This is a genomic window from Amycolatopsis kentuckyensis, assembly GCF_002155975.1.
In the GTDB taxonomy this organism is placed as follows: domain Bacteria; phylum Actinomycetota; class Actinomycetes; order Mycobacteriales; family Pseudonocardiaceae; genus Amycolatopsis; species Amycolatopsis kentuckyensis.
Genome location: NZ_MUMI01000256.1, coordinates 1 through 16,896, shown reverse-complemented (window position 1 = coordinate 16,896; position 16,896 = coordinate 1). Strand labels below are relative to the sequence as shown.

At 73.4% G+C, this 16,896-nt stretch carries 17 protein-coding genes and 1 pseudogene; 11 read left to right on the top strand and 7 right to left on the bottom strand.

Annotated elements, in window-relative coordinates; genetic code table 11:
• Positions 1 to 89: 89 nt before the first annotated feature.
• From CCN39_RS24465 to CCN39_RS24455, 3 genes are all read right to left on the bottom strand, one after another.
• Entirely contained in the window at positions 90 to 1,280 is a 1,191-nt protein-coding gene (locus CCN39_RS24465; RefSeq protein ID WP_086845688.1) for a zinc-dependent alcohol dehydrogenase, read from the bottom strand.
• A 63-nt stretch (positions 1,281 to 1,343) separates the two neighbouring features.
• Positions 1,344 to 2,339, bottom strand: coding sequence for an inorganic phosphate transporter (locus CCN39_RS24460; RefSeq protein ID WP_086845686.1), 996 nt, complete (start codon positions 2,337 to 2,339; stop codon positions 1,344 to 1,346).
• Positions 2,340 to 2,954 carry a DUF47 domain-containing protein gene (locus tag CCN39_RS24455; RefSeq protein WP_086845684.1) on the bottom strand — a complete coding sequence of 205 codons (615 nt, stop codon included), beginning with the start codon at positions 2,952 to 2,954 and terminating at the stop codon, positions 2,340 to 2,342.
• A gap of 93 nt (positions 2,955 to 3,047) precedes the next feature.
• On the opposite strand from CCN39_RS24455, the gene CCN39_RS24450 reads away from it, so the two are divergent.
• Both CCN39_RS24450 and CCN39_RS24445 read left to right on the top strand, forming a co-directional pair.
• Positions 3,048 to 3,995: a glycosyltransferase gene (locus CCN39_RS24450; protein ID WP_086845682.1), complete on the top strand. Its 948-nt coding sequence runs from the start codon at positions 3,048 to 3,050 to the stop codon at positions 3,993 to 3,995.
• Between the two features lie 23 nt (positions 3,996 to 4,018).
• The gene (locus CCN39_RS24445; RefSeq protein ID WP_086845680.1) at positions 4,019 to 5,227 is read left to right on the top strand and encodes a glycosyltransferase family 4 protein; all 1,209 of its coding nucleotides are present in this window, start codon (positions 4,019 to 4,021) and stop codon (positions 5,225 to 5,227) included.
• 128 nt (positions 5,228 to 5,355) lie between these two features.
• Here CCN39_RS24445 and CCN39_RS24440 read toward each other — a convergent pair whose 3' ends face one another.
• Genes CCN39_RS24440 through CCN39_RS24430 form a run of 3 tightly spaced genes read right to left on the bottom strand, consistent with a single transcriptional unit; the run spans position 5,356 to position 7,945 of the window.
• Positions 5,356 to 6,246 (bottom strand): glycosyltransferase family 2 protein, encoded by an 891-nt coding sequence (locus CCN39_RS24440; RefSeq protein WP_086845678.1) that lies wholly within the window; start codon positions 6,244 to 6,246, stop codon positions 5,356 to 5,358.
• Positions 6,225 to 7,091 (bottom strand): glycosyltransferase family 2 protein, encoded by an 867-nt coding sequence (locus CCN39_RS24435; protein WP_086845676.1) that lies wholly within the window; start codon positions 7,089 to 7,091, stop codon positions 6,225 to 6,227. The genes CCN39_RS24440 and CCN39_RS24435 overlap by 22 nt, the downstream gene beginning before the upstream one ends.
• Positions 7,088 to 7,945 carry a polysaccharide pyruvyl transferase family protein gene (locus tag CCN39_RS24430; protein WP_086845675.1) on the bottom strand — a complete coding sequence of 286 codons (858 nt, stop codon included), beginning with the start codon at positions 7,943 to 7,945 and terminating at the stop codon, positions 7,088 to 7,090. Before CCN39_RS24430 ends, CCN39_RS24435 begins: the two co-directional genes overlap by 4 nt.
• Before the next feature lie 73 nt (positions 7,946 to 8,018).
• On the opposite strand from CCN39_RS24430, the gene CCN39_RS24425 reads away from it, so the two are divergent.
• From CCN39_RS24425 to CCN39_RS24385, 9 genes are all read left to right on the top strand, one after another.
• Positions 8,019 to 8,981, top strand: a complete 963-nt coding sequence (locus CCN39_RS24425) for a UDP-glucuronic acid decarboxylase family protein (protein WP_208630353.1) — start codon at positions 8,019 to 8,021, stop codon at positions 8,979 to 8,981.
• 112 nt (positions 8,982 to 9,093) lie between these two features.
• On the top strand, positions 9,094 to 10,767 hold the full coding sequence (locus tag CCN39_RS24420; protein ID WP_086845671.1) for a carbamoyltransferase family protein: 1,674 nt from the start codon (positions 9,094 to 9,096) through the stop codon (positions 10,765 to 10,767).
• Positions 10,767 to 11,327 (top strand): D-sedoheptulose-7-phosphate isomerase, encoded by a 561-nt coding sequence (locus CCN39_RS24415; RefSeq protein ID WP_086845669.1) that lies wholly within the window; start codon positions 10,767 to 10,769, stop codon positions 11,325 to 11,327. Before CCN39_RS24420 ends, CCN39_RS24415 begins: the two co-directional genes overlap by 1 nt.
• Positions 11,324 to 12,691, top strand: a complete 1,368-nt coding sequence (locus tag CCN39_RS24410) for a PfkB family carbohydrate kinase (protein WP_086845667.1) — start codon at positions 11,324 to 11,326, stop codon at positions 12,689 to 12,691. Before CCN39_RS24415 ends, CCN39_RS24410 begins: the two co-directional genes overlap by 4 nt.
• Positions 12,692 to 12,714: 23 nt before the next feature.
• Positions 12,715 to 13,401, top strand: coding sequence for an SDR family oxidoreductase (locus tag CCN39_RS24405; RefSeq protein ID WP_086845665.1), 687 nt, complete (start codon positions 12,715 to 12,717; stop codon positions 13,399 to 13,401).
• Positions 13,392 to 14,342 (top strand): glycosyltransferase family 9 protein, encoded by a 951-nt coding sequence (locus CCN39_RS24400; protein ID WP_086845664.1) that lies wholly within the window; start codon positions 13,392 to 13,394, stop codon positions 14,340 to 14,342. Before CCN39_RS24405 ends, CCN39_RS24400 begins: the two co-directional genes overlap by 10 nt.
• On the top strand, positions 14,335 to 15,645 hold the full coding sequence (locus tag CCN39_RS24395; protein WP_086845662.1) for a UDP-glucose dehydrogenase family protein: 1,311 nt from the start codon (positions 14,335 to 14,337) through the stop codon (positions 15,643 to 15,645). Before CCN39_RS24400 ends, CCN39_RS24395 begins: the two co-directional genes overlap by 8 nt.
• Entirely contained in the window at positions 15,642 to 16,247 is a 606-nt protein-coding gene (locus CCN39_RS24390) for a flavodoxin family protein (RefSeq protein ID WP_086845660.1), read from the top strand. The genes CCN39_RS24395 and CCN39_RS24390 overlap by 4 nt, the downstream gene beginning before the upstream one ends.
• A gap of 97 nt (positions 16,248 to 16,344) precedes the next feature.
• Positions 16,345 to 16,524, top strand: coding sequence for a hypothetical protein (locus CCN39_RS24385; protein WP_086845658.1), 180 nt, complete (start codon positions 16,345 to 16,347; stop codon positions 16,522 to 16,524).
• Between the two features lie 2 nt (positions 16,525 to 16,526).
• Here CCN39_RS24385 and CCN39_RS24380 read toward each other — a convergent pair.
• Positions 16,527 to 16,896: pseudogene (locus CCN39_RS24380) on the bottom strand (FUSC family protein); the annotation flags it as partial.

Here is a 16,896-nt window from a genome sequence, read left to right as displayed (position 1 = left end):
CGTCGGACATCGGGATCCGGACGTGGTCTTCCTCGGTGATTTCGTACGGCAGCGAGGTGACGGCTCGCAAGAGCAACTTCCTCCCGGGGTTACTTGGCGGGCTGCAGCAGGATCTTCTGGGCGCCGTCCAGCTTCTTCTGGAAGATCTCGTACGCGCGGGGCGCCTCTTCCAGGGGCAGCTTGTGCGTGGCGAAGCCTTCGACGCCGAGCGGATCGCCGTCGCCGGTGAGCACCGGCATGATGGCGTCCAGCCAGTGCCGGACGTTGGCCTGGCCCATCCGCAGCTGGACCTGCTTGTCGAACAGCTCCATCATCGGCATCGGGTCGACCATCCCGCCGTAGACGCCGGACAGCGAGATCGTGCCGCCGCGGCGGACGCTGTCGATCGCCGCGTAAAGCACGCTGAGCCGGTCGACCCCGGCCTTCTCGGTGATCTTCTCGCCCAGCGGCTGCGGCAGCAGCCCGACCAGGGTGTGCGCCAGCTTGCCGACCGGGGCGCCGTGCGCCTCCATGCCGACCGCATCGATCACCGAGTCCGCGCCGCGCCCGTTGGTCAGCTGGCGGATGGAGTCGCCGATTTCCTTGTGGTCCCGCGTGTCGAGCGCGGTGGCGCCGTGTTCGCGGGCCCGGGCGAGGCGCTCGGGCACCAGGTCGACGCCGATCACCTGGCCGGCCCCGCGGTGGCGGGCGATCCGGCAGCACATCTGCCCGATCGGGCCGAGGCCGAACACGACGACCGTGCCGTCCTTCGGGACGTTCGCGTACTCGACGGCCTGCCACGCGGTCGGGACGACGTCGGAGAGGTAGACGAACCGCTCGTCCGGCGGGCCGTCCGGCACCTTGATCGGCCCGTAGTGGGCCTGCGGCACGCGCAGGTACTCGGCCTGGCCGCCGGGGACCTGGCCGTAGAGCTTGGTGTAGCCGAGCAGCGAAGCGCCCTTGCCGTGCTCTCTGACCTGGGTCGTTTCGCACTGCGACTGCAGGCCGCGCTCGCACATCCAGCAGTGGCCGCAGGAGATGTTGAACGGGACCACCACCCGGTCGCCGGGCTTGAGGTTCGTCACCTCCGGCCCGACCTCCTCGACCACGCCCATCGGCTCGTGGCCGAGGATGTCGCCCTCGGTCATGAACGCGCCCAGCACCTCGTACAGGTGCAGGTCGGAGCCGCAGATCCCGGTCGAGGTGATCCGCACGACCGCGTCCGTCGCCTCCTCGATCTTCGGATCCGGCACCTCTTCGACGCGGACGTCGCGCTTGCCGTGCCAGGTCACTGCCTTCATGGCTCTCCCTTTCCGCGGGCGGGTGTCTCCGCCCCGGCTTCCCGCGGAGGGCAGCCGACAAACTCAGGTGAGCGCGTCGGACACCAGGTACACGGCGGCAGCCACCGCCGCGGCGGCCGGGAAGGTCAGCACCCAGCCGAGGACGATGTCGCGCGCGATCCCCCACCGCACCGCCGACAGCCGCCGCGTCGCGCCGACGCCCATGATCGCCGCCGTGATGACGTGCGTCGTCGAGATCGGCGCCTTCACCGCGAACGCCGTCACGTACAACACCGACGACGCCACCGATTCCGCGACGAACCCGTGCGGCGGGTCGAGCGGGAACACCCGCCTGCCGAGCGTCCGCATGATCCGCAGGCCACCCGAATAGGTGCCCAGCGACAAGGCCCCGGCGCACGCCAGGGTCACCCACAGGGGCACCGAAAACGTCGTCTGCTCGCCCGCCGCCACCAGCGCCAGGACGATCACGCCCATGCCCTTCTGGGCGTCCTGCAGGCCGTGGCCGAGCGCGAGCGCCGACGCGGAGACGATCTGGAACCGGCGGAACACCCGGCCGCTGCGATGCGGGTTCGCCCGGCGCAGCAGCCACAGCGCGGCGACCATCGCGAGGTAGCCGAGCCCCAGCCCGAGCAGCGGCGACGCCACCATCGGGATCAGCACCTTCTCGGCGATCCCCGCCCAGTGCACGGTGCTCGCGGCGGCCAGTGCCGCGCCGACCATGCCGCCGATCAGCGAATGCGAGGACGACGACGGGAGCCCGAAGTACCAGGTGATCAGGTTCCAGGTGATGGCCCCGGCCAGCGCGGCGAACACCACGGTCAGCGCGTCCGGCCCCATCGGGACGTCGATGATCCCCTTGGCCACCGTCGCGGCGATACCGGTCGACAGCAGCGCGCCCGCGAGGTTCATCACCGCGGCCAGCACGAGCGCGGCGCGCAGGGTCAGCGCCCGGGTCGACACCGCGCTGGCGATGGCGTTGGCCGCGTCGTGGAACCCGTTGGTGTAGTCGAAGACCAGCGTCAGCACGATCACGGTGACCAGGGCGGCGGTCCCCGTCACTCAGGACTCCTTGACCGCGATGGTCTGCACCACGTCGGCGAGGTGCTCGAACGCGTCGGCGGCCAGCTCGAACTGCTCGACGACCTCTTTGGTCTTCAGCACCTCGAGGGCGTCGCCGCCCGGCTCGAACAGGTGGGCCAGGATCCGCCGGTAGACGCGGTCGGCCTCGTTCTCCAGCTCGTTGATCTCGATCCAGAACGGCTCGAGGTCGCCCACCTTGGCCAGGCCGGGCATGGACGAAGCCGTCAGCTCGGCGGCCCGGCACAGCACCCGGACCAGGACGTCGGTCCCCGGCGGGAACGTGCCGACGCGGTAGAGCACGGCCAGGTCCGCCGCGGTGTCCATGAAGTCCAGCACGTCGTCGATCTTGGCGGCGAGGGCCTGGATGTCCTCGCGGTCGAACGGCGTCACGAACGAGCTGTTGAGCTCCACCATGATCGTGTGGGTCAGCTCGTCACCCTGGTGCTCGACCTCGTGCAGGCGTTTCGCGAGCGGTTCCCGCTCGGCCGGGTCGGCGGCCACGAGGTCCCTCAGCAACGCCGTCGCGGTGACCAGGTTCTTCGCCGCTTCGGCGAGCAGGTCGAAGAACCGGGTGCCCCGTGGGGTGAAGCGCATGAATGCCTGTCCCTTCCTCGCGCACGCCCGTCGGGGGCCGGGTACCCCCTCCGGCCGGACGTTTAACGGCCGAACTCCGGGAAATCAGGATGCATGACCGATCCCGGATCCCGGCGCCTGAGAGTACTGCTCTGGCACGTGCACGGCTCGTGGACCGACGCTTTCGTCCGCGGCCGCCACGACTACTTCCTGCCGGTGTCACCCGACGGCGCGCCCTGGGGCCTCGGCAAGGCGGGGCGGAACTGGCCCTCGGTGACCGAAGTGCCGCTCGACCGGCTGGCCGAGGCCGAGCCCGACGTCGTCGTCCTGCAACGCCCCGAAGAGCTCGAACTCGCCGCCCGCCTGGGTGTTCCGTCCGTCTACGTGGAACACAACGCGCCCCGCCCGTACGCCGCGTCCAGTGAACACCCCCTGGCCGGCCGGTCCGACATCACCGTCGCGCACGTGACCCACTTCAACGCGGCGATGTGGGACTGCGGCCGCGCCCCGGTGACCGTCGTGCCGCACGGCATCCCCGATCCGGGACCGCGCTACACCGGCGAACTCGCCGCCGGCGTGTCGATGATCAACGAGCCGGTGCGGCGGGAGCGCGTCACCGGCGCCGATCTGCTCGGCACCCTCGCCGGAGCCGCCGCCGCCCCCGTCGACGTGTTCGGCATGGGGACCGAGGAGCTCGGCGCGCCGCTGCGGGGCCTGGGCGACGTCCCGGCGCCGAAGCTGCACGACGAGATCGCCCGCCGCCGCGTGTACCTGCACACCGCCCGGTGGACGTCGCTGGGCCTGTCCCTTTTGGAGGCCATGCACCTGGCGATGCCGGTCGTCGTCTTCGCCGCCACCGAGGCGGTCGAAGCGGTGCCGGACGACGCGGGTGTGCTCTCCACGGACGTCTCCGTGCTGGCGCGCGGTTTCCGCGAGCTGCTGCACGAACCCGACTTCGCCGCACTGGCCGGCAAGAACGCCCGCGAACACGCCCTGAAGCACTACGGGCTGGACGCTTTCCTGACCGCTTGGGACCACCTCCTCGCCGAGACGGCCCGTTGACCTGTGAAGGGAACGCCTCACCGATGAAGATCGCGATGGTGTCCGAGCACGCCAATCCCCTCGCCGCGCTGGGCGAAGCCGACGCCGGCGGCCAGAACGTGCACGTCGCGGAGCTGTCGGCCGCGCTGGTGCGCGCCGGGCACGACGTCACCGTCTACACGCGGCGGGAGAGCCGCGACGAGCCCCCGGAGGTCCGGGCACCCCAGGGCTACCGCGTCGTGCACGTACCCGCCGGGCCGCCCCGCAAGGAGCCGAAGGACCACCTCCTGCCCTACATGGGCGAGTTCGGCAGCTTCCTGCGGGACCGGTGGGCGCTCGATCGGCCGGACCTGGCGCACGCGCACTTCTGGATGTCCGGCCTCGCGACCTCGCTCGCGGCGAGCACGACCGGGACGCCGGTGGCCCAGACGTTCCACGCCCTCGGCGTGGTCAAGAAGCGCTACCAGGGCGACAAGGACACCAGCCCGGCCGACCGCATCCGGCTGGAGCGGATCATCGGCAGGCAGGCGGGACGCGTGATCGCCACCTGCTCCGACGAGGTCTTCGAGCTGTCCCGCCTCGGCGTGCCGCGGTCGCGGATCTCGATCGTCCCGTGTGGGGTCGACCTCGGCCGCTTCTCCCCCGACGGGCCGGTGGCCCGCCGCCGGCTGCCGCACCGGCTGGTCGCCGTCGGCCGGCTGGTCCCGCGCAAGGGGTTCGACATCGCGATCACGGCGCTGGCGCAGCTGCCGGACACCGAGCTCGTCATCGCGGGCGGCCCGGAGCGGGGCCGGCTGTCCCAGGACCCCGAGGCGGCCCGGCTGCGGCAGCTGGCCGACCGGCTCGGCGTCGGCGACCGCGTCCGCTGGCCCGGCCAGGTGTCGCGGGAGGACATGCCGGCCCTGCTGCGCTCGGCCGACGCCGTGGTGTGCACACCGTGGTACGAACCGTTCGGGATCGTCCCGCTGGAGGCGATGGCCTGCGGCGTCCCGGTGGTCGCGGCCGCGGTCGGCGGCCTGACCGACACGGTGGTCGACGGCGTCACGGGGCTGCTGGTCCGCCCGCACCAGCCGAAGGAACTCGCATCCCGGGTCCGGCGGCTGATCGACGACCCGGCGCTGTGCCACGCCTACGGCACCGCGGGCCACGACCGCGCGGTCGCCCGGTATTCGTGGGACCGCGTCGCCGCCGACACGCTGCGCGCGTACCACAAGCTGGTCCCCCAGACCGCGGTCACCGCCGAGGCCCGCTGACCGCCGCGGAAAATGGTTCTCCGGGGGCGACGCGGTACCCGAGCACGAAAGACCGGTCCGAGCGATTTCATCCTGGAAACCTGGCGATGGTCCGGTCACCGGCCTCAGGATCGGCCACCTAGCCCGCCTCAGCCCACGTAACGGCGGGCCTTCGAGGCTCGTTGCGGGGCTTCCAGCAGGCGCAGCCCGTGCTCGACGTGCTGCGGGACCACCCGGCGGTCCCGCAGCACCCACGGCAGGCCGCGGGCCACGTCCAGCAGCGCCGCCGCCGTGGCGGCGTCGAACGGCGCGGACCGCAGGACGTCGCGACCGCGGCGGAAGACCGCGGGCCAGGGCCGCCGCAGCAGGAGCGTCCACATCGTGTTGCGGATGCCCAGGCGACGGCGGTGGCGCGGGTCGCGCAGCGTCGACGGCGCGTGGTGGATGACCACGTCCTCCGCCCAGCACATCCACCAGCCGCGGGCGGCGAGGTCCAAGGCGAACAGCTCCTCCTCGCCGCCGAGCCACATCCGCGTCGAGAAGCCGCCGACCTCGCGGAACGCGCTGACGCGCACCGCCGTCAGGCCCGCCATGATGCCGAGCAGCGCCGGCCCCGGCAGCCAGTCCGGCCCCGGCACCGGCGACTCGCGCAGCTCCGGCGTGATCGGGTCCTCGGCCAGGCCGGGCTCGACCAGGCAGCGGCCGGTCACCGAGCCGAGCCCCGGGAACTCGTCCAGCAGGTCGGCGGCCCGGGTGAGCGCGCCGGGCTGCCACGTCGTGTCGTCGTCGCAGAAGGCGACGTACGGTGTCGTCACCTCCTCGACCGCGATGTTGCGGGCCACCGCGCCGAGGTTCTCCGCCAGCCGGAACAGGCGGACCCCGGGGAATTCCCGGGCGACCATGTCGGCCGTGCCGTCCGCCGAGCCGTTGTCCGCGACGAAGATCGGCGCCGCGTCCGGGAGGGACGTCATGTGCGCCAACGTCTCGCGCAACTGCGAGCGGCGGTTGCAGGTGATGATCACGACCGAGATTCGCGCCATTCGGCGGTCCTTTCCAGAGTCCGGGCCTGGTGTTCGACGTGCGCGGGCAGGACGCGCCGCGAGCTCAGCGCGCGCGGCAGGCGCGGGACCGCGCCGAGGACGGCGCCGGGCGCCCGCACCAGCGTCCGGGCCACCTCGCGGCGGCAGACGCGCGGTGGGCGGCGCAGCACGGCAATGAGCAACCGGTTGCGCAGTTCCGCCCGGCGCCGCCACGACGACGGTGGCCGCGAGCGGGACGGGTGGTGGTGGGCGCGCAGGTGGCCGACGTAGCAGACCTCCCAGCCGCGCGCGGCCAGGTCGTAGGCCAGCAGCTGTTCCTCCGCGCCGAAGTGCAGCAGCGGGCTGAACCCGCCCACCTGCAGGTACGCCGTGCGGCGCACGATCGCGGAGCAGGCCAGGAAGCCGAGCACCAGCGGCCCGGGCGCGCCGTCCGGGTGCCCCAGCGGGCTGCGCTCCATCTCCGGCGTCACCGGGTCGTCCCGGCAGTCCGGGCCGACGAGGGTGCGGGCGGCGAGCAGGCCGGTGCGCGGGTGCTCGTCGAAGATCCGCTCCGCCTCGGCCAGCGCGTCCGGCGCCCACCACGAGTCGTCGTCGCTGAAGGCGATGTAGGGCGTGTCGGCCGCGATGACGCCGAGGGTGCGTGCGGCGGCGCCGAGGTTCTGCGGCAGGCGGATCACGCGGGTGTTCGCATGCCGTCCGGCGACCTCGGCCGTGTCGTCCTCGGAGGCGTTGTCCAGCACGATGACCGGCGGCTGCGGGTCCAAAGAGGACAGCTGGCGGAGGGTGCGCGCCAGCTCGGTGGCGCGGTTGCGGGTGGCGATGACGACGGTCGTGCGCGCGCTCACCGCGCCCCCACCAGCTCGTCGACCAGCGCGGCCAGGGAGGCCGGGTGCCCGGGCGGCCGCACCGGCGCCCGCAGGCACCACTTCAGGCGGGCGTCGAGCAGCGCGGTGTCGTGGACGTCTTCGGCGGCCACCACCGGCCAGTCCAGCGCCGTCCCCTGTGCGGTCACCTTCCCGCCGCCGGCCACCGGGTCGACGGCGAGCACCGGCACCCCGGCCTTGAGCCCGAACACCAGCCCGTGCAGCCGGGTCGTCACCACGGCGTCCATTTTGGACACCAAGGCGGCGAACTGGTCCGGGGTCGCGCACCGCTCCCAGTCCTCGTGCGCGAGCCGGGTGTCCAGCGGCACGCGGGCGCAGTCCAGGCGGGCGAGCCAGCCGGTCAGTGCCGCGTGGACGTCGGCGTGGCGCCCCGCGCTGCCGTACTCCGGCTGGCCCGGCGCCAGGATCACGCCGAGCACCGGCGTGGGCGAAACCGTGGCCCCCAGCGACAGGTCGAGTTCGGCGATGCCGCCGTCGTCACGCGGGAGGACCCGGTGGAACCCCGTCACCGCCGGGTCTTCGGCGTCGGGCACGGACACGCCGACCGCGATCCGGCGGCAGGCGGCGTAGCGCTCGTGCAGCGAACGCACCTGCGGCCCGTGAACCGGGCCGCAGACGAAGACGACGTGGGTGTAGTCCTCGGGTGGCGCGTCGGGCAGGTGCAGGGTGCCGGGGCGGAAGCCGGGGCTCCACGCGATCCGGTGGTCGATCCCCGCCTCCGCCAGTGCCGCCCCGGCCGCGCGCAGGCTGAGGACGTCACCCGCCGTGGCTTCCCCGTGCCGGAAACTGGCCCAACCGGTGAGCAGAACTCGCATGGTAATGGCGCTTACCCGCTCTCCACCCCCTTACACGGGTTTGCCCCCACCAGAGCCGGGTAGCCGCCACGGCATGACGGATCCGGGAGTGACCAGGCGGTTCGAGCGTGCGGTGGTGACCGGGGGTGCCGGCTTCGTCGGCGCCCACCTGTGCGAGCTGCTGCTCGAAGAGGACATCGAAGTGATCGCCGTGGACAACCTCGTGACGTCCTCGGCGGACACCGTCGACCACCTGCGCCGCCACGACCGGTTCCGGTTCGTGCGCCACGACGTCACGCAGCCGATGCCGCTGGGCTGCGAAGCCGACGTCGTGTTCCACCTCGCTTCGGCCGCGTCGCCCCGCGACTACCTGGCCCTGCCGATCGAGACGCTGCGCGCGGGCTCGCACGGCACCGAGAACGCGCTCGAGCTGGCCCGCCGCGACGGCGCCCGGTTCGTGCTCGCCTCGACCAGCGAGGTCTACGGCGATCCGCTGGAACACCCGCAGCGCGAAGGGTATTGGGGCAACGTCAACCCGATCGGGCCGCGGAGTGTCTACGACGAAGCCAAGCGCTACGCCGAAGCGCTGACGTCGGCCTACCGCCGCGAATTCGGCACCGACACGGCGATCGCGCGGATCTTCAACACCTACGGCCCCGGCATGCGCGCCCACGACGGCCGGATGATCCCGGCCTTCCTCGACCAGGCCCTGAAGAACGAGCCGATCACCGTCACCGGCACCGGCGAACAGACCCGGTCCATCTGCTACGTCGAGGACACCGTCCGCGGCCTGCTCGCCCTCGCGCGGTCCGGCCACCCCGGGCCGGTGAACATCGGCAACCCGCACGAGCTGACCGTCCGCCAGGTCGCGGACCGGATCAAGGACATCACCGGGTCCCGCTCGCCCATCGAGTCCATCGACGCCGTCGTCGACGACCCGCAGCGGCGCTGCCCCGACATCTCCCTCGCCCGCGACGTCCTCGGCTGGGAACCGAAGGTCGACGCCGACGACGGCCTCCGTCGCACCGCGGCGTGGTTCCGGCGCGCGTCGCGCTGAGTAGCGACGCCCAGGGCTTATGCGCGCCATCGTTTATCAACGACTTCGCCGGGTAGCGCTATAGGTGAGAGCGGGCCTCACGAGTCCGCACCGGAACGCCAGAGGCAGGTCGATGCGCATACTCGGGATCAATGCCGTCTTCCACGACCCCGCCGCAGCGCTGGTGGTGGACGGGGAGATCGTCGCCGCGGCGGAGGAAGAACGCTTCAGCCGCCGCAAACACGGCAAGCAGGCGGTGCCGTTCTCCACCTGGGAACAGCCCGCCCAGGCCGCCGCCTGGTGCCTGGCCCAGGCGGGACTGTCCGCGAAGGACCTCGACGCCGTCGGGTACTCCTACGACCCCGCACTGGTCGAGCCGGGCCTGCCCGGCCACGACCCGAGCGGCGAGGAGTTGCGGACGGAGTTCGCGAAACGGGCACCCCTGTTCCTGAAGTCCGCTTTGCCCGGACTCGACCCGGGCATCGTCAAGTTCGTCCGGCACCACGTCGCGCACGCCGCGTCGGCCGCGCTCGCCGCCCCGTTCGGCGACTGCGCCGTGCTCGTCGCCGACGGCCGCGGCGAGAGCACGTCCTATCTGGCCGGTGAGTACCGCGACGGGCGGTTCAAGGAACTGGCGGCGCAGAAGCTGCCGCACTCGCTCGGCCTGCTCTACGAAGACCTCACCGAGCACCTCGGCTTCGCGCGGTCCAGCGACGAGTACAAGGTCATGGCGCTCGCCTCCTACGGCAAGCCGGAGTTCCTCGACGAACTCTGCGAGCACGTCCACGTCACCGGCGACGGCGGGTTCCACGCCTCCGGTGTCGACCTGGCTTCGCTGGCCCCGCGCCGCGAAGCCGGTGAGGAGCTGAGCCGGCGGCACGCCGATCTCGCCGCGAGTGTCCAGAAAGTCCTCGAGGACATCCTGCTGGAGCTGACGGACTGGCTGCACGAGGCCACCGGCCAGCGCGACCTGGCGCTGGCGGGCGGGATCGCGCTCAACTGCGTCGCCAACACTCGGCTGCACGCCGAGGGCCCGTTCGACCGGATCTGGGTGCAGCCGGCCGCCGGGGACGCGGGCACCGCGCTGGGAGCCGCGCTGCAGCTGGCCGCCGAAGCCGGGGAACGCGGGGCCCCCATGGGGGACGCCGGTCTCGGTCGCGGGTGGACCGACGAAGAGCTCGAAGACATCCTCATCAAGGCGAAGCTGCCCTACGAACGACCGGACGACCTCGCCGAGACCGTCGCCGAAGCGCTCGCGAACGACGAAGTGATCGCCTGGTTCCAGGGCCGCGCCGAGTTCGGCCCGCGGGCGCTCGGGCACCGGTCGCTGCTGGCCCACCCGGGCCGCAAGGCGAACCTCGAGCGGCTCAACGACGTCAAGGGCCGCGAGCAGTTCCGCCCGGTGGCGCCGATGGTGCGGGCCGAGCGGGCGGCCGAGATCTTCACCCGCGGCCCGCTGCCCAGCCCGTACATGCTGTTCGTGCACGACGTCGCCGAAGACTGGCGCGACCGCATCCCGGCCGTCACCCACGTCGACGGCACGGCTCGCGTGCAGACCGTCGAAGAACGCGAAAACCCGGTGCTGGCCCGGATGCTGGCCGGCTTCGAGCGCCGGACCGGGCTGCCGGTCGTGATCAACACCAGTCTCAACACCGCGGGCCGCCCGATGGTCGACTCGCCGCGGGACGCGCTGGAGTGCTTCGGCTCGGCCCCGATCGACCTGCTCGCGCTGGGGCCGTTCGTGCTCCGGCGGCCGCGATCCCCCCGAACCGGCGCGGCGTCGCCGGAGGAGAAGGAGGTGCCGTGATGGAAGACCATCTCGCCGCGTTGGCCCGAGCCGCCGAGCGGACCCGCGAATCCGCCCCCACGATAACCGCGTGGGGCCGGCACCTCGCCGGGGTGTTCGAGGCCGGCGGCAAACTGCTGGCCTGCGGCAACGGTGGCAGCGCCGCCGAAGCCCAGCACCTCACCGGCGAGCTCGTCGGCCGGTTCCGCCACGAACGCCAGCCGCTGTCGGCCATCGCGCTGCACGCGGACACCTCCGCGACCACGGCGATCGTCAACGACTACGGCGACCACGAAGTCTTCGCCCGCCAGGTGCGCGCCCACGGGCGCCCGGGCGACGTGCTGGTCTGCCTGTCCACCAGCGGCACCAGCCAGAACGTCGTCGCCGCCGCGAAGGCCGCGCACGAGCTCGGCGTGACGACCTGGGCCCTGACCGGCCCGGCCCCCAACCCCCTCGCGGCCCTGTGCGACGACGCCGTGACGGTCGAAGCGCCGACCGTGGCGACCGTGCAGGAAATGCACCTGGCACTGGTGCACGGCCTGTGCGCGGCCCTCGACGACGCGCTCGGGGTGACCGCGTGAAGCCGCTGGTCGTCCTGGGCGACACGCTGCTGGACGTCGACGCCGAAGGCACCGCCGAGCGGCTGTGCCCGGAGGCGCCGGTGCCGGTGGTCGACCTGACGGCCCGGCGCCGCCGCCCCGGCGGGGCCGGGCTCGCCGCGCTGCTGGCCGCCCGGTCGGCGGCCGAAGTCGTCCTGGTCACGCCGCTCGGCGACGACGAAGGCGGCCACGCGCTGACCGGGCTGCTGGAACCGGACGTCACCGTGCTGCCGCTGCCGCTGCGCGGCACGACGGTGTGCAAGACCCGCGTCCGCGCGGGCGGGCAGTCGTTGCTGCGCCTGGATTCCGGCGACGGCACGGCGACCACCGACCCGCTGCCCGCCCGGGTGCACGAGGTCCTGGACGGCGCCGGCGCGGTGCTCGTGGCCGACTACGGCCGGGGCCTGACGCGCAATCCCGACGTCCGGCGGCTGCTGCGGGAGCTGGCCGAGCGCATCCCGGTGGTGTGGGACCCGCACCCCCGCGGCGCGCAGCCGGTGCCCGGCACCCGGCTGGTCACCCCGAACCTCGCCGAGGCGCGCGCGGTGCTCGCCGGGCACGAGGAACCGGCCGAGCTCGCCAAGCTGCTGCGTGGCCACTGGCACGCCGACGCGGTCGCGGTGACCACCGGGTCCCGGGGTGCGGTGCTGGCCGACGGACTCGGCGAAACGACCGTCCCGATCCCGGCCGCGGCCCGGACGCCGGGGCCCGCCGCGCCCGACACGTGCGGTGCGGGCGACCGGTTCGCCGCCGCGGCCACCGCGGCCCTGCTCGGCGGGGCGGACACGACCGAAGCCGTGGTGACGGCGGTCGAGGCGGCCGCCCGGTTCGTCGCCGCCGGGGGCGCGACCGCGCTGTCCACGAACGACGGCCCGGTGCCCGACCCGCAGCCGGCCACCGATGCCTTCGGCCTCGCCGAGCGGATCCGCGAGACCGGCGGCCGGCTGATCGCCACCGGCGGCTGCTTCGACCTGCTGCACCCCGGGCACGTCAGCCTGCTGCGGCAGGCCCGCGCCCTCGGCGACGCGCTCGTCGTCTGCCTCAATTCCGACGCTTCGGTGCGGAGCCTCAAGGGACCCGGGCGGCCGCTGGTCCGCGACCGCGACCGGGCCCGGCTGCTCACCGCTTTGTCCTTTGTGGACGCCGTCGCCGTCTTCGACGAGGCCTCGCCCACGGCCGTCCTGGAGAAGCTGCGCCCGGACGTATGGGTGAAGGGCGGCGACTACGCGGACGCGGACCTGCCCGAACGTGCCGTGGTCGAACGGCACGGCGGCGAGGTCGTGCTCGTCCCGACCGTGCCCGGCTACTCGACCTCCCGGCTGGTCGCCGCGGCGGCCACTGCCTGACCCCTCGCCCGCGAAGGAGAGCGATGCGACCCCTCGGCAACGTCCTGATCACCGGTGGCGCGTCCGGACTCGGCGCCGCCACCGTCGACGCCGTCCGCAAGGCCGGCGGCACCCCGTACGTCCTCGACCGCGTCCGCCCCGAGGACCCGGCCGAATACGTCGAAGCCGACCTGACCGACACCGCCGCCACCGAGGCCGCGGTGCGGGAAATCGCCGAGCGCGCGGGCGGCCTCGACGGCGTCTTCACCGCCGCCGGCACCGACGCCTGCGGGCCACTCGGCGCAGTGTCCACCGAGGACTGGGAACGGGTCGTCAAGGTGAACCTGTTCGGCACGGCCGCGGTGATCCGCGCCGCGCTCCCCTACCTGGAACGCTCCCACGGCACGGTCGTCACCGTCGCCTCCACCCTGGGCATCAAGGCGGTCAGCGACGCGACCGCCTACTGCGCCTCGAAGTTCGGCGTCGTCGGCTTCACCCGGGCGCTGGCCGCCGAGCTGGCCGGGCGCGTCGGCGTCACGCTGCTCGTCCCGGGCGGGATGTGGACGCACTTCTTCGACGACCGCACCGACCAGTACAAGCCGCCGCCGGATGCGAAGCTCAACCAGCCCGAGCACGTCGCGAACACCGTGGTGTTCGCGCTCCAGCAGCCGCCGGGCGCCGAAGTCCGCGAGCTGGTCGTGTGCGCGTCCGAGGAGGGGTCGTGGCCGTGAGCTCCGCGGTCCTCGTGCTGCGCGCGCTCGGCGTCGGGGACCTGCTGACGGCGGTGCCCGCGCTGCGCGCCCTGCGTGCGGCATACCCCGGCGACCGGCTGGTGCTGGCCGCGCCGGAAGGCCTGCGGGACCTGGTGGAGCTGATCGACGCGGTCGACGAGCTGCTGCCGACACCCGGGCTCGGGGCGCTCGCCTGGCCGGGCTCCCCGCCGCGGCTCGCGGTCAACCTGCACGGCAGCGGCCCGGAGAGCCTCCACGACCTCCTGGACACCGACCCGGCCGAGCTGCTGACCCACCGCCACCCCGACTTCCCCGACGTGCCCGGTCTCGAGTGGCGCGACGACGTGCACGAGGTCGACCGCTGGTGCCGGCTCGTCGAGTACCACCACTTGGAGGCGGACCGCTCGGCCCTGCACCTGCCGGTGCCGCCGGGCCCGAGCCCCGCGCCGGACGCCGTCGTGGTCCACCCCGGTGCCGCGTTCCCCGCGCGGCGCTGGCCGGCCGAGCGGTTCGCGACCGTCGTCCGGGACCTCGCGGCCGACGGGCACCGCGTCGTGCTCACCGGCAGCGCCGCCGAACGCGACCTGGCGCTTTCCATCGCCGAAGTGGCCGGGCTCGGCGAGGACGCCGTCCTGGCCGGGCGCACCGGCCTGGCGGAACTGGCCGCCCTGGTGGCCGGAGCCGCGCTCGTCGTCTGCGGTGACACCGGCGTCGGGCACCTCGCCACCGCGTTCGGCACTCCGTCGGTGCTGCTGTTCGGGCCGACTCCGCCGCGGTTGTGGGGCCCGCCGCCCTCGGCGCGTCAGCACGTCGTGCTCTGGGCCGGGAACGTCGGCGACCCGCACGGCGAAGAGCCCGACGGCGGGTTGCTGCTGCTCGGCGAGGAGCGCGTACTGGCGGCTACACGCGCGGCCTTGGAGATGCGGGTGGCCCATGGGTGAGCACATCGGGATCGTCGGCGCGGGCTACGTCGGCCTGACCAGTGCCGCCTGCTTCGCCCGCCTCGGGCACCGCGTCACCTGCGTGGACGCCGACGCGTCCAAAGTGGACGAGCTGAACGGGGGTGTCGTCTCGATCGCCGAACCCGGCCTCGCCGAGCTGGTCGGGCAGGGCCTCGCCGACCGGACACTGAGCTTCACCACCGCCCAGGCGGAGCTCCACGGCGCGGACCTCGTCCTCCTGTGCCTGCCCACGCCGCCCGCCGAGGACGGCCGGCCCGACCTCGGCGTGCTCGAACACGTCGTGCCCCAGCTCGGGCGGCTGCTGCGGCCCGGCTGCGTGGTGGTGACCAAGTCGACCGTGCCGGTCGGCACCGCGGCGCGGCTGCCCCGCCTGCTGGGCCGCGACGACCTGCCGGTGGTGGCCAACCCGGAGTTCCTCCGCGAAGGCCACGCCGTCGAAGACTTCCTGCACCCGGACCGGGTGGTGGTGGGCACCGACCCGGCGGATTCGCCGGCGGCACACCGGGTCGCGCGGCTGTACGAGCCGACCGGCGCCCCGGTGGTGGCGACCGACTCGGCCAGCGCCGAACTCGCGAAGTACGCGAGCAACGCGTTCCTCGCCGTCAAGCTGTCCTACGTGAACGTCCTCGCCGAACTGTGCGAGCGGTTCGGCGCGGACGTCCGCGAGGTCTCGCGCACCATGGGCCTCGACGCGCGGATCGGTCCCGAGTTCCTCGCCCCCGGCCCCGGCTGGGGCGGTTCGTGCCTGCCGAAGGACACCTCGGCCCTGCTGCACGCGGCGGAGTCGGCGGGCGTCGACTTCGGCATCCTGCGTGACGCCGTCCGCGTCAACGCCCGGCAGCGCGCCCGGGTGGTGCGGGCCGTGCGGCAGGCCGTGACCGGGTCACCCGCCGGGTCCCTCGCCGGAGCCCGCATCGGCCTGCTGGGCCTGGCCTTCAAGGCGGGCACCGGCGATCTGCGCGACTCCCCCGCGCTCGCGGTGGCCGGCGACCTGGCCCGCGCGGGCGCCGAGCTGACCGCGCACGATCCCGCCGTCACGTGCGTGCCCGGCATGAGTGCGGTCCAGGTCGTCGATGACCCGTATCTGGTGGCCAAGGACGCCGCCGCGCTCGTCGTGCTCACCGAGTGGCCCGAGTTCCGGGACCTCGACTGGGCCCGGCTGGCCGCGTCCGCCGACCGGGCGGTCGTCGTCGACACCCGCAACCTGCTCGATCCCGACGTGCTCGCCGAAGCCGGGTTCGCCCACATCGGCGTCGGCACCCATCCCAGGAGGCAGTCATGACCCTGCGCGTCCTCGCGTTGACCTGCACGCTCAAGCCGTCGCCCGCGAAGTCGAGCAGCGACCTCATCGCCCGGCAGCTGCTCGACCTCTTCGCCGAACGCGGCGCCACCGGCGAGCTGGTCCGGGTGGTCGACCACGACGTCCGCCCGGGCGTCGAGGCCGACATGGGTGACGGCGACGCGTGGCCGGACATCCGGCGGAAGATCGCCGCCGCCGACATCCTGCTGATCGCCACCCCGACGTGGGTCGGCCACATGTCGAGCGTCGCGCAGCGGGTCCTGGAACGGCTCGACGCCGAGCTGTCCGAAACGGACGACGAAGGCCGGCCGGCGATGTTCGGCAAGGTCGGCGTGGCGGCGGTCGTCGGCAACGAGGACGGTGCCCACAAGATCATCGCGGACCTGTTCCAGGCGCTGAACGACGTCGGCTTCACGGTGCCGGCCCAGGGCGCGACGTACTGGAACGGTGAGGCCATGCAGGGCGGCGACTACCAGGACCTCGACGAGACGCCCGAGGCCGTGGCCTCGACGAACGCGACCCTGGTCCGCAACGCCGTCCACCTCGCCGACTTGCTGCGCGAACAGCAGTACCCGGCCAAGTGACTACGCCATTCGAGTGACAACGCTGCGCCGGACGAGTGTGGCGCAGGACACGTGGGTAACCCCTCGAGACCTTCCATCCGCGTCAGGGGGCTCCACCATGCCGAACCGTGTCCTGATCAGCCGCGACAGCAAGCCGATCCCCTGCGAAGAGTGCGGCCTGCCGACGTTGCACGTCGCGCGGCTGGTGTCCGGGGACGGCACGTTGCTGGGCCAGACGATGGTGTGCACCGCCTGCCGGCGGCACCGGTCGGACGCCGAAGCGATCGCGGTGCAGTAGGTTCAGCGCTTTTCCAGGTGTTCCAGCAGCAGCCGCGCGGGCAGCGTCATGGTGCCCAGGCCCAGCCGGGCGGGGACGCCGTCCCCCTCGGCCGTCACCAGCCGCTCCTCGAGCTTGCCGAGCAGGGCGCGGCATTCGTCCAGTTCGACGGGTTCGCCGGCCACCGCCACGGCCTGCACGGCCCCGGCCAGGTGGTGCATCAGGTCGGCCAGCGCTTCCCGCGCGTCCGGCCAGGGGTACTCGAACGGGTGCTCCCGCCGGCCCGCGGTGGTCCGCACGGCGGCGGTCAGCTGCGACATCGCGGGCCAGAGCCCGATGAGCGTCCGAAGTGGACGTTCATGCCGCGCCCCGGCGGCGGGCCGCCCGCGCCGG

Bases quoted from the DNA above. Each gene is read 5' to 3' on its own strand.
- CCN39_RS24465 (WP_086845688.1), bottom strand. From the start codon at position 1,280: ATGAAGGCAGTGACCTGGCACGGCAAGCGCGACGTCCGCGTCGAAGAG.
- CCN39_RS24455 (WP_086845684.1), bottom strand. From the start codon at position 2,954: ATGCGCTTCACCCCACGGGGCACCCGGTTCTTCGACCTGCTCGCCGAA.
- CCN39_RS24450 (WP_086845682.1), top strand. From the start codon at position 3,048: ATGACCGATCCCGGATCCCGGCGCCTGAGAGTACTGCTCTGGCACGTG.
- CCN39_RS24445 (WP_086845680.1), top strand. From the start codon at position 4,019: ATGAAGATCGCGATGGTGTCCGAGCACGCCAATCCCCTCGCCGCGCTG.
- CCN39_RS24440 (WP_086845678.1), bottom strand. From the start codon at position 6,246: ATGGCGCGAATCTCGGTCGTGATCATCACCTGCAACCGCCGCTCGCAG.
- CCN39_RS24430 (WP_086845675.1), bottom strand. From the start codon at position 7,945: ATGCGAGTTCTGCTCACCGGTTGGGCCAGTTTCCGGCACGGGGAAGCC.
- CCN39_RS24425 (WP_208630353.1), top strand. From the start codon at position 8,019: ATGACGGATCCGGGAGTGACCAGGCGGTTCGAGCGTGCGGTGGTGACC.
- CCN39_RS24420 (WP_086845671.1), top strand. From the start codon at position 9,094: ATGCGCATACTCGGGATCAATGCCGTCTTCCACGACCCCGCCGCAGCG.
- CCN39_RS24415 (WP_086845669.1), top strand. From the start codon at position 10,767: ATGGAAGACCATCTCGCCGCGTTGGCCCGAGCCGCCGAGCGGACCCGC.
- CCN39_RS24405 (WP_086845665.1), top strand. From the start codon at position 12,715: ATGCGACCCCTCGGCAACGTCCTGATCACCGGTGGCGCGTCCGGACTC.
- CCN39_RS24395 (WP_086845662.1), top strand. From the start codon at position 14,335: ATGGGTGAGCACATCGGGATCGTCGGCGCGGGCTACGTCGGCCTGACC.
- CCN39_RS24390 (WP_086845660.1), top strand. From the start codon at position 15,642: ATGACCCTGCGCGTCCTCGCGTTGACCTGCACGCTCAAGCCGTCGCCC.
- CCN39_RS24385 (WP_086845658.1), top strand. From the start codon at position 16,345: ATGCCGAACCGTGTCCTGATCAGCCGCGACAGCAAGCCGATCCCCTGC.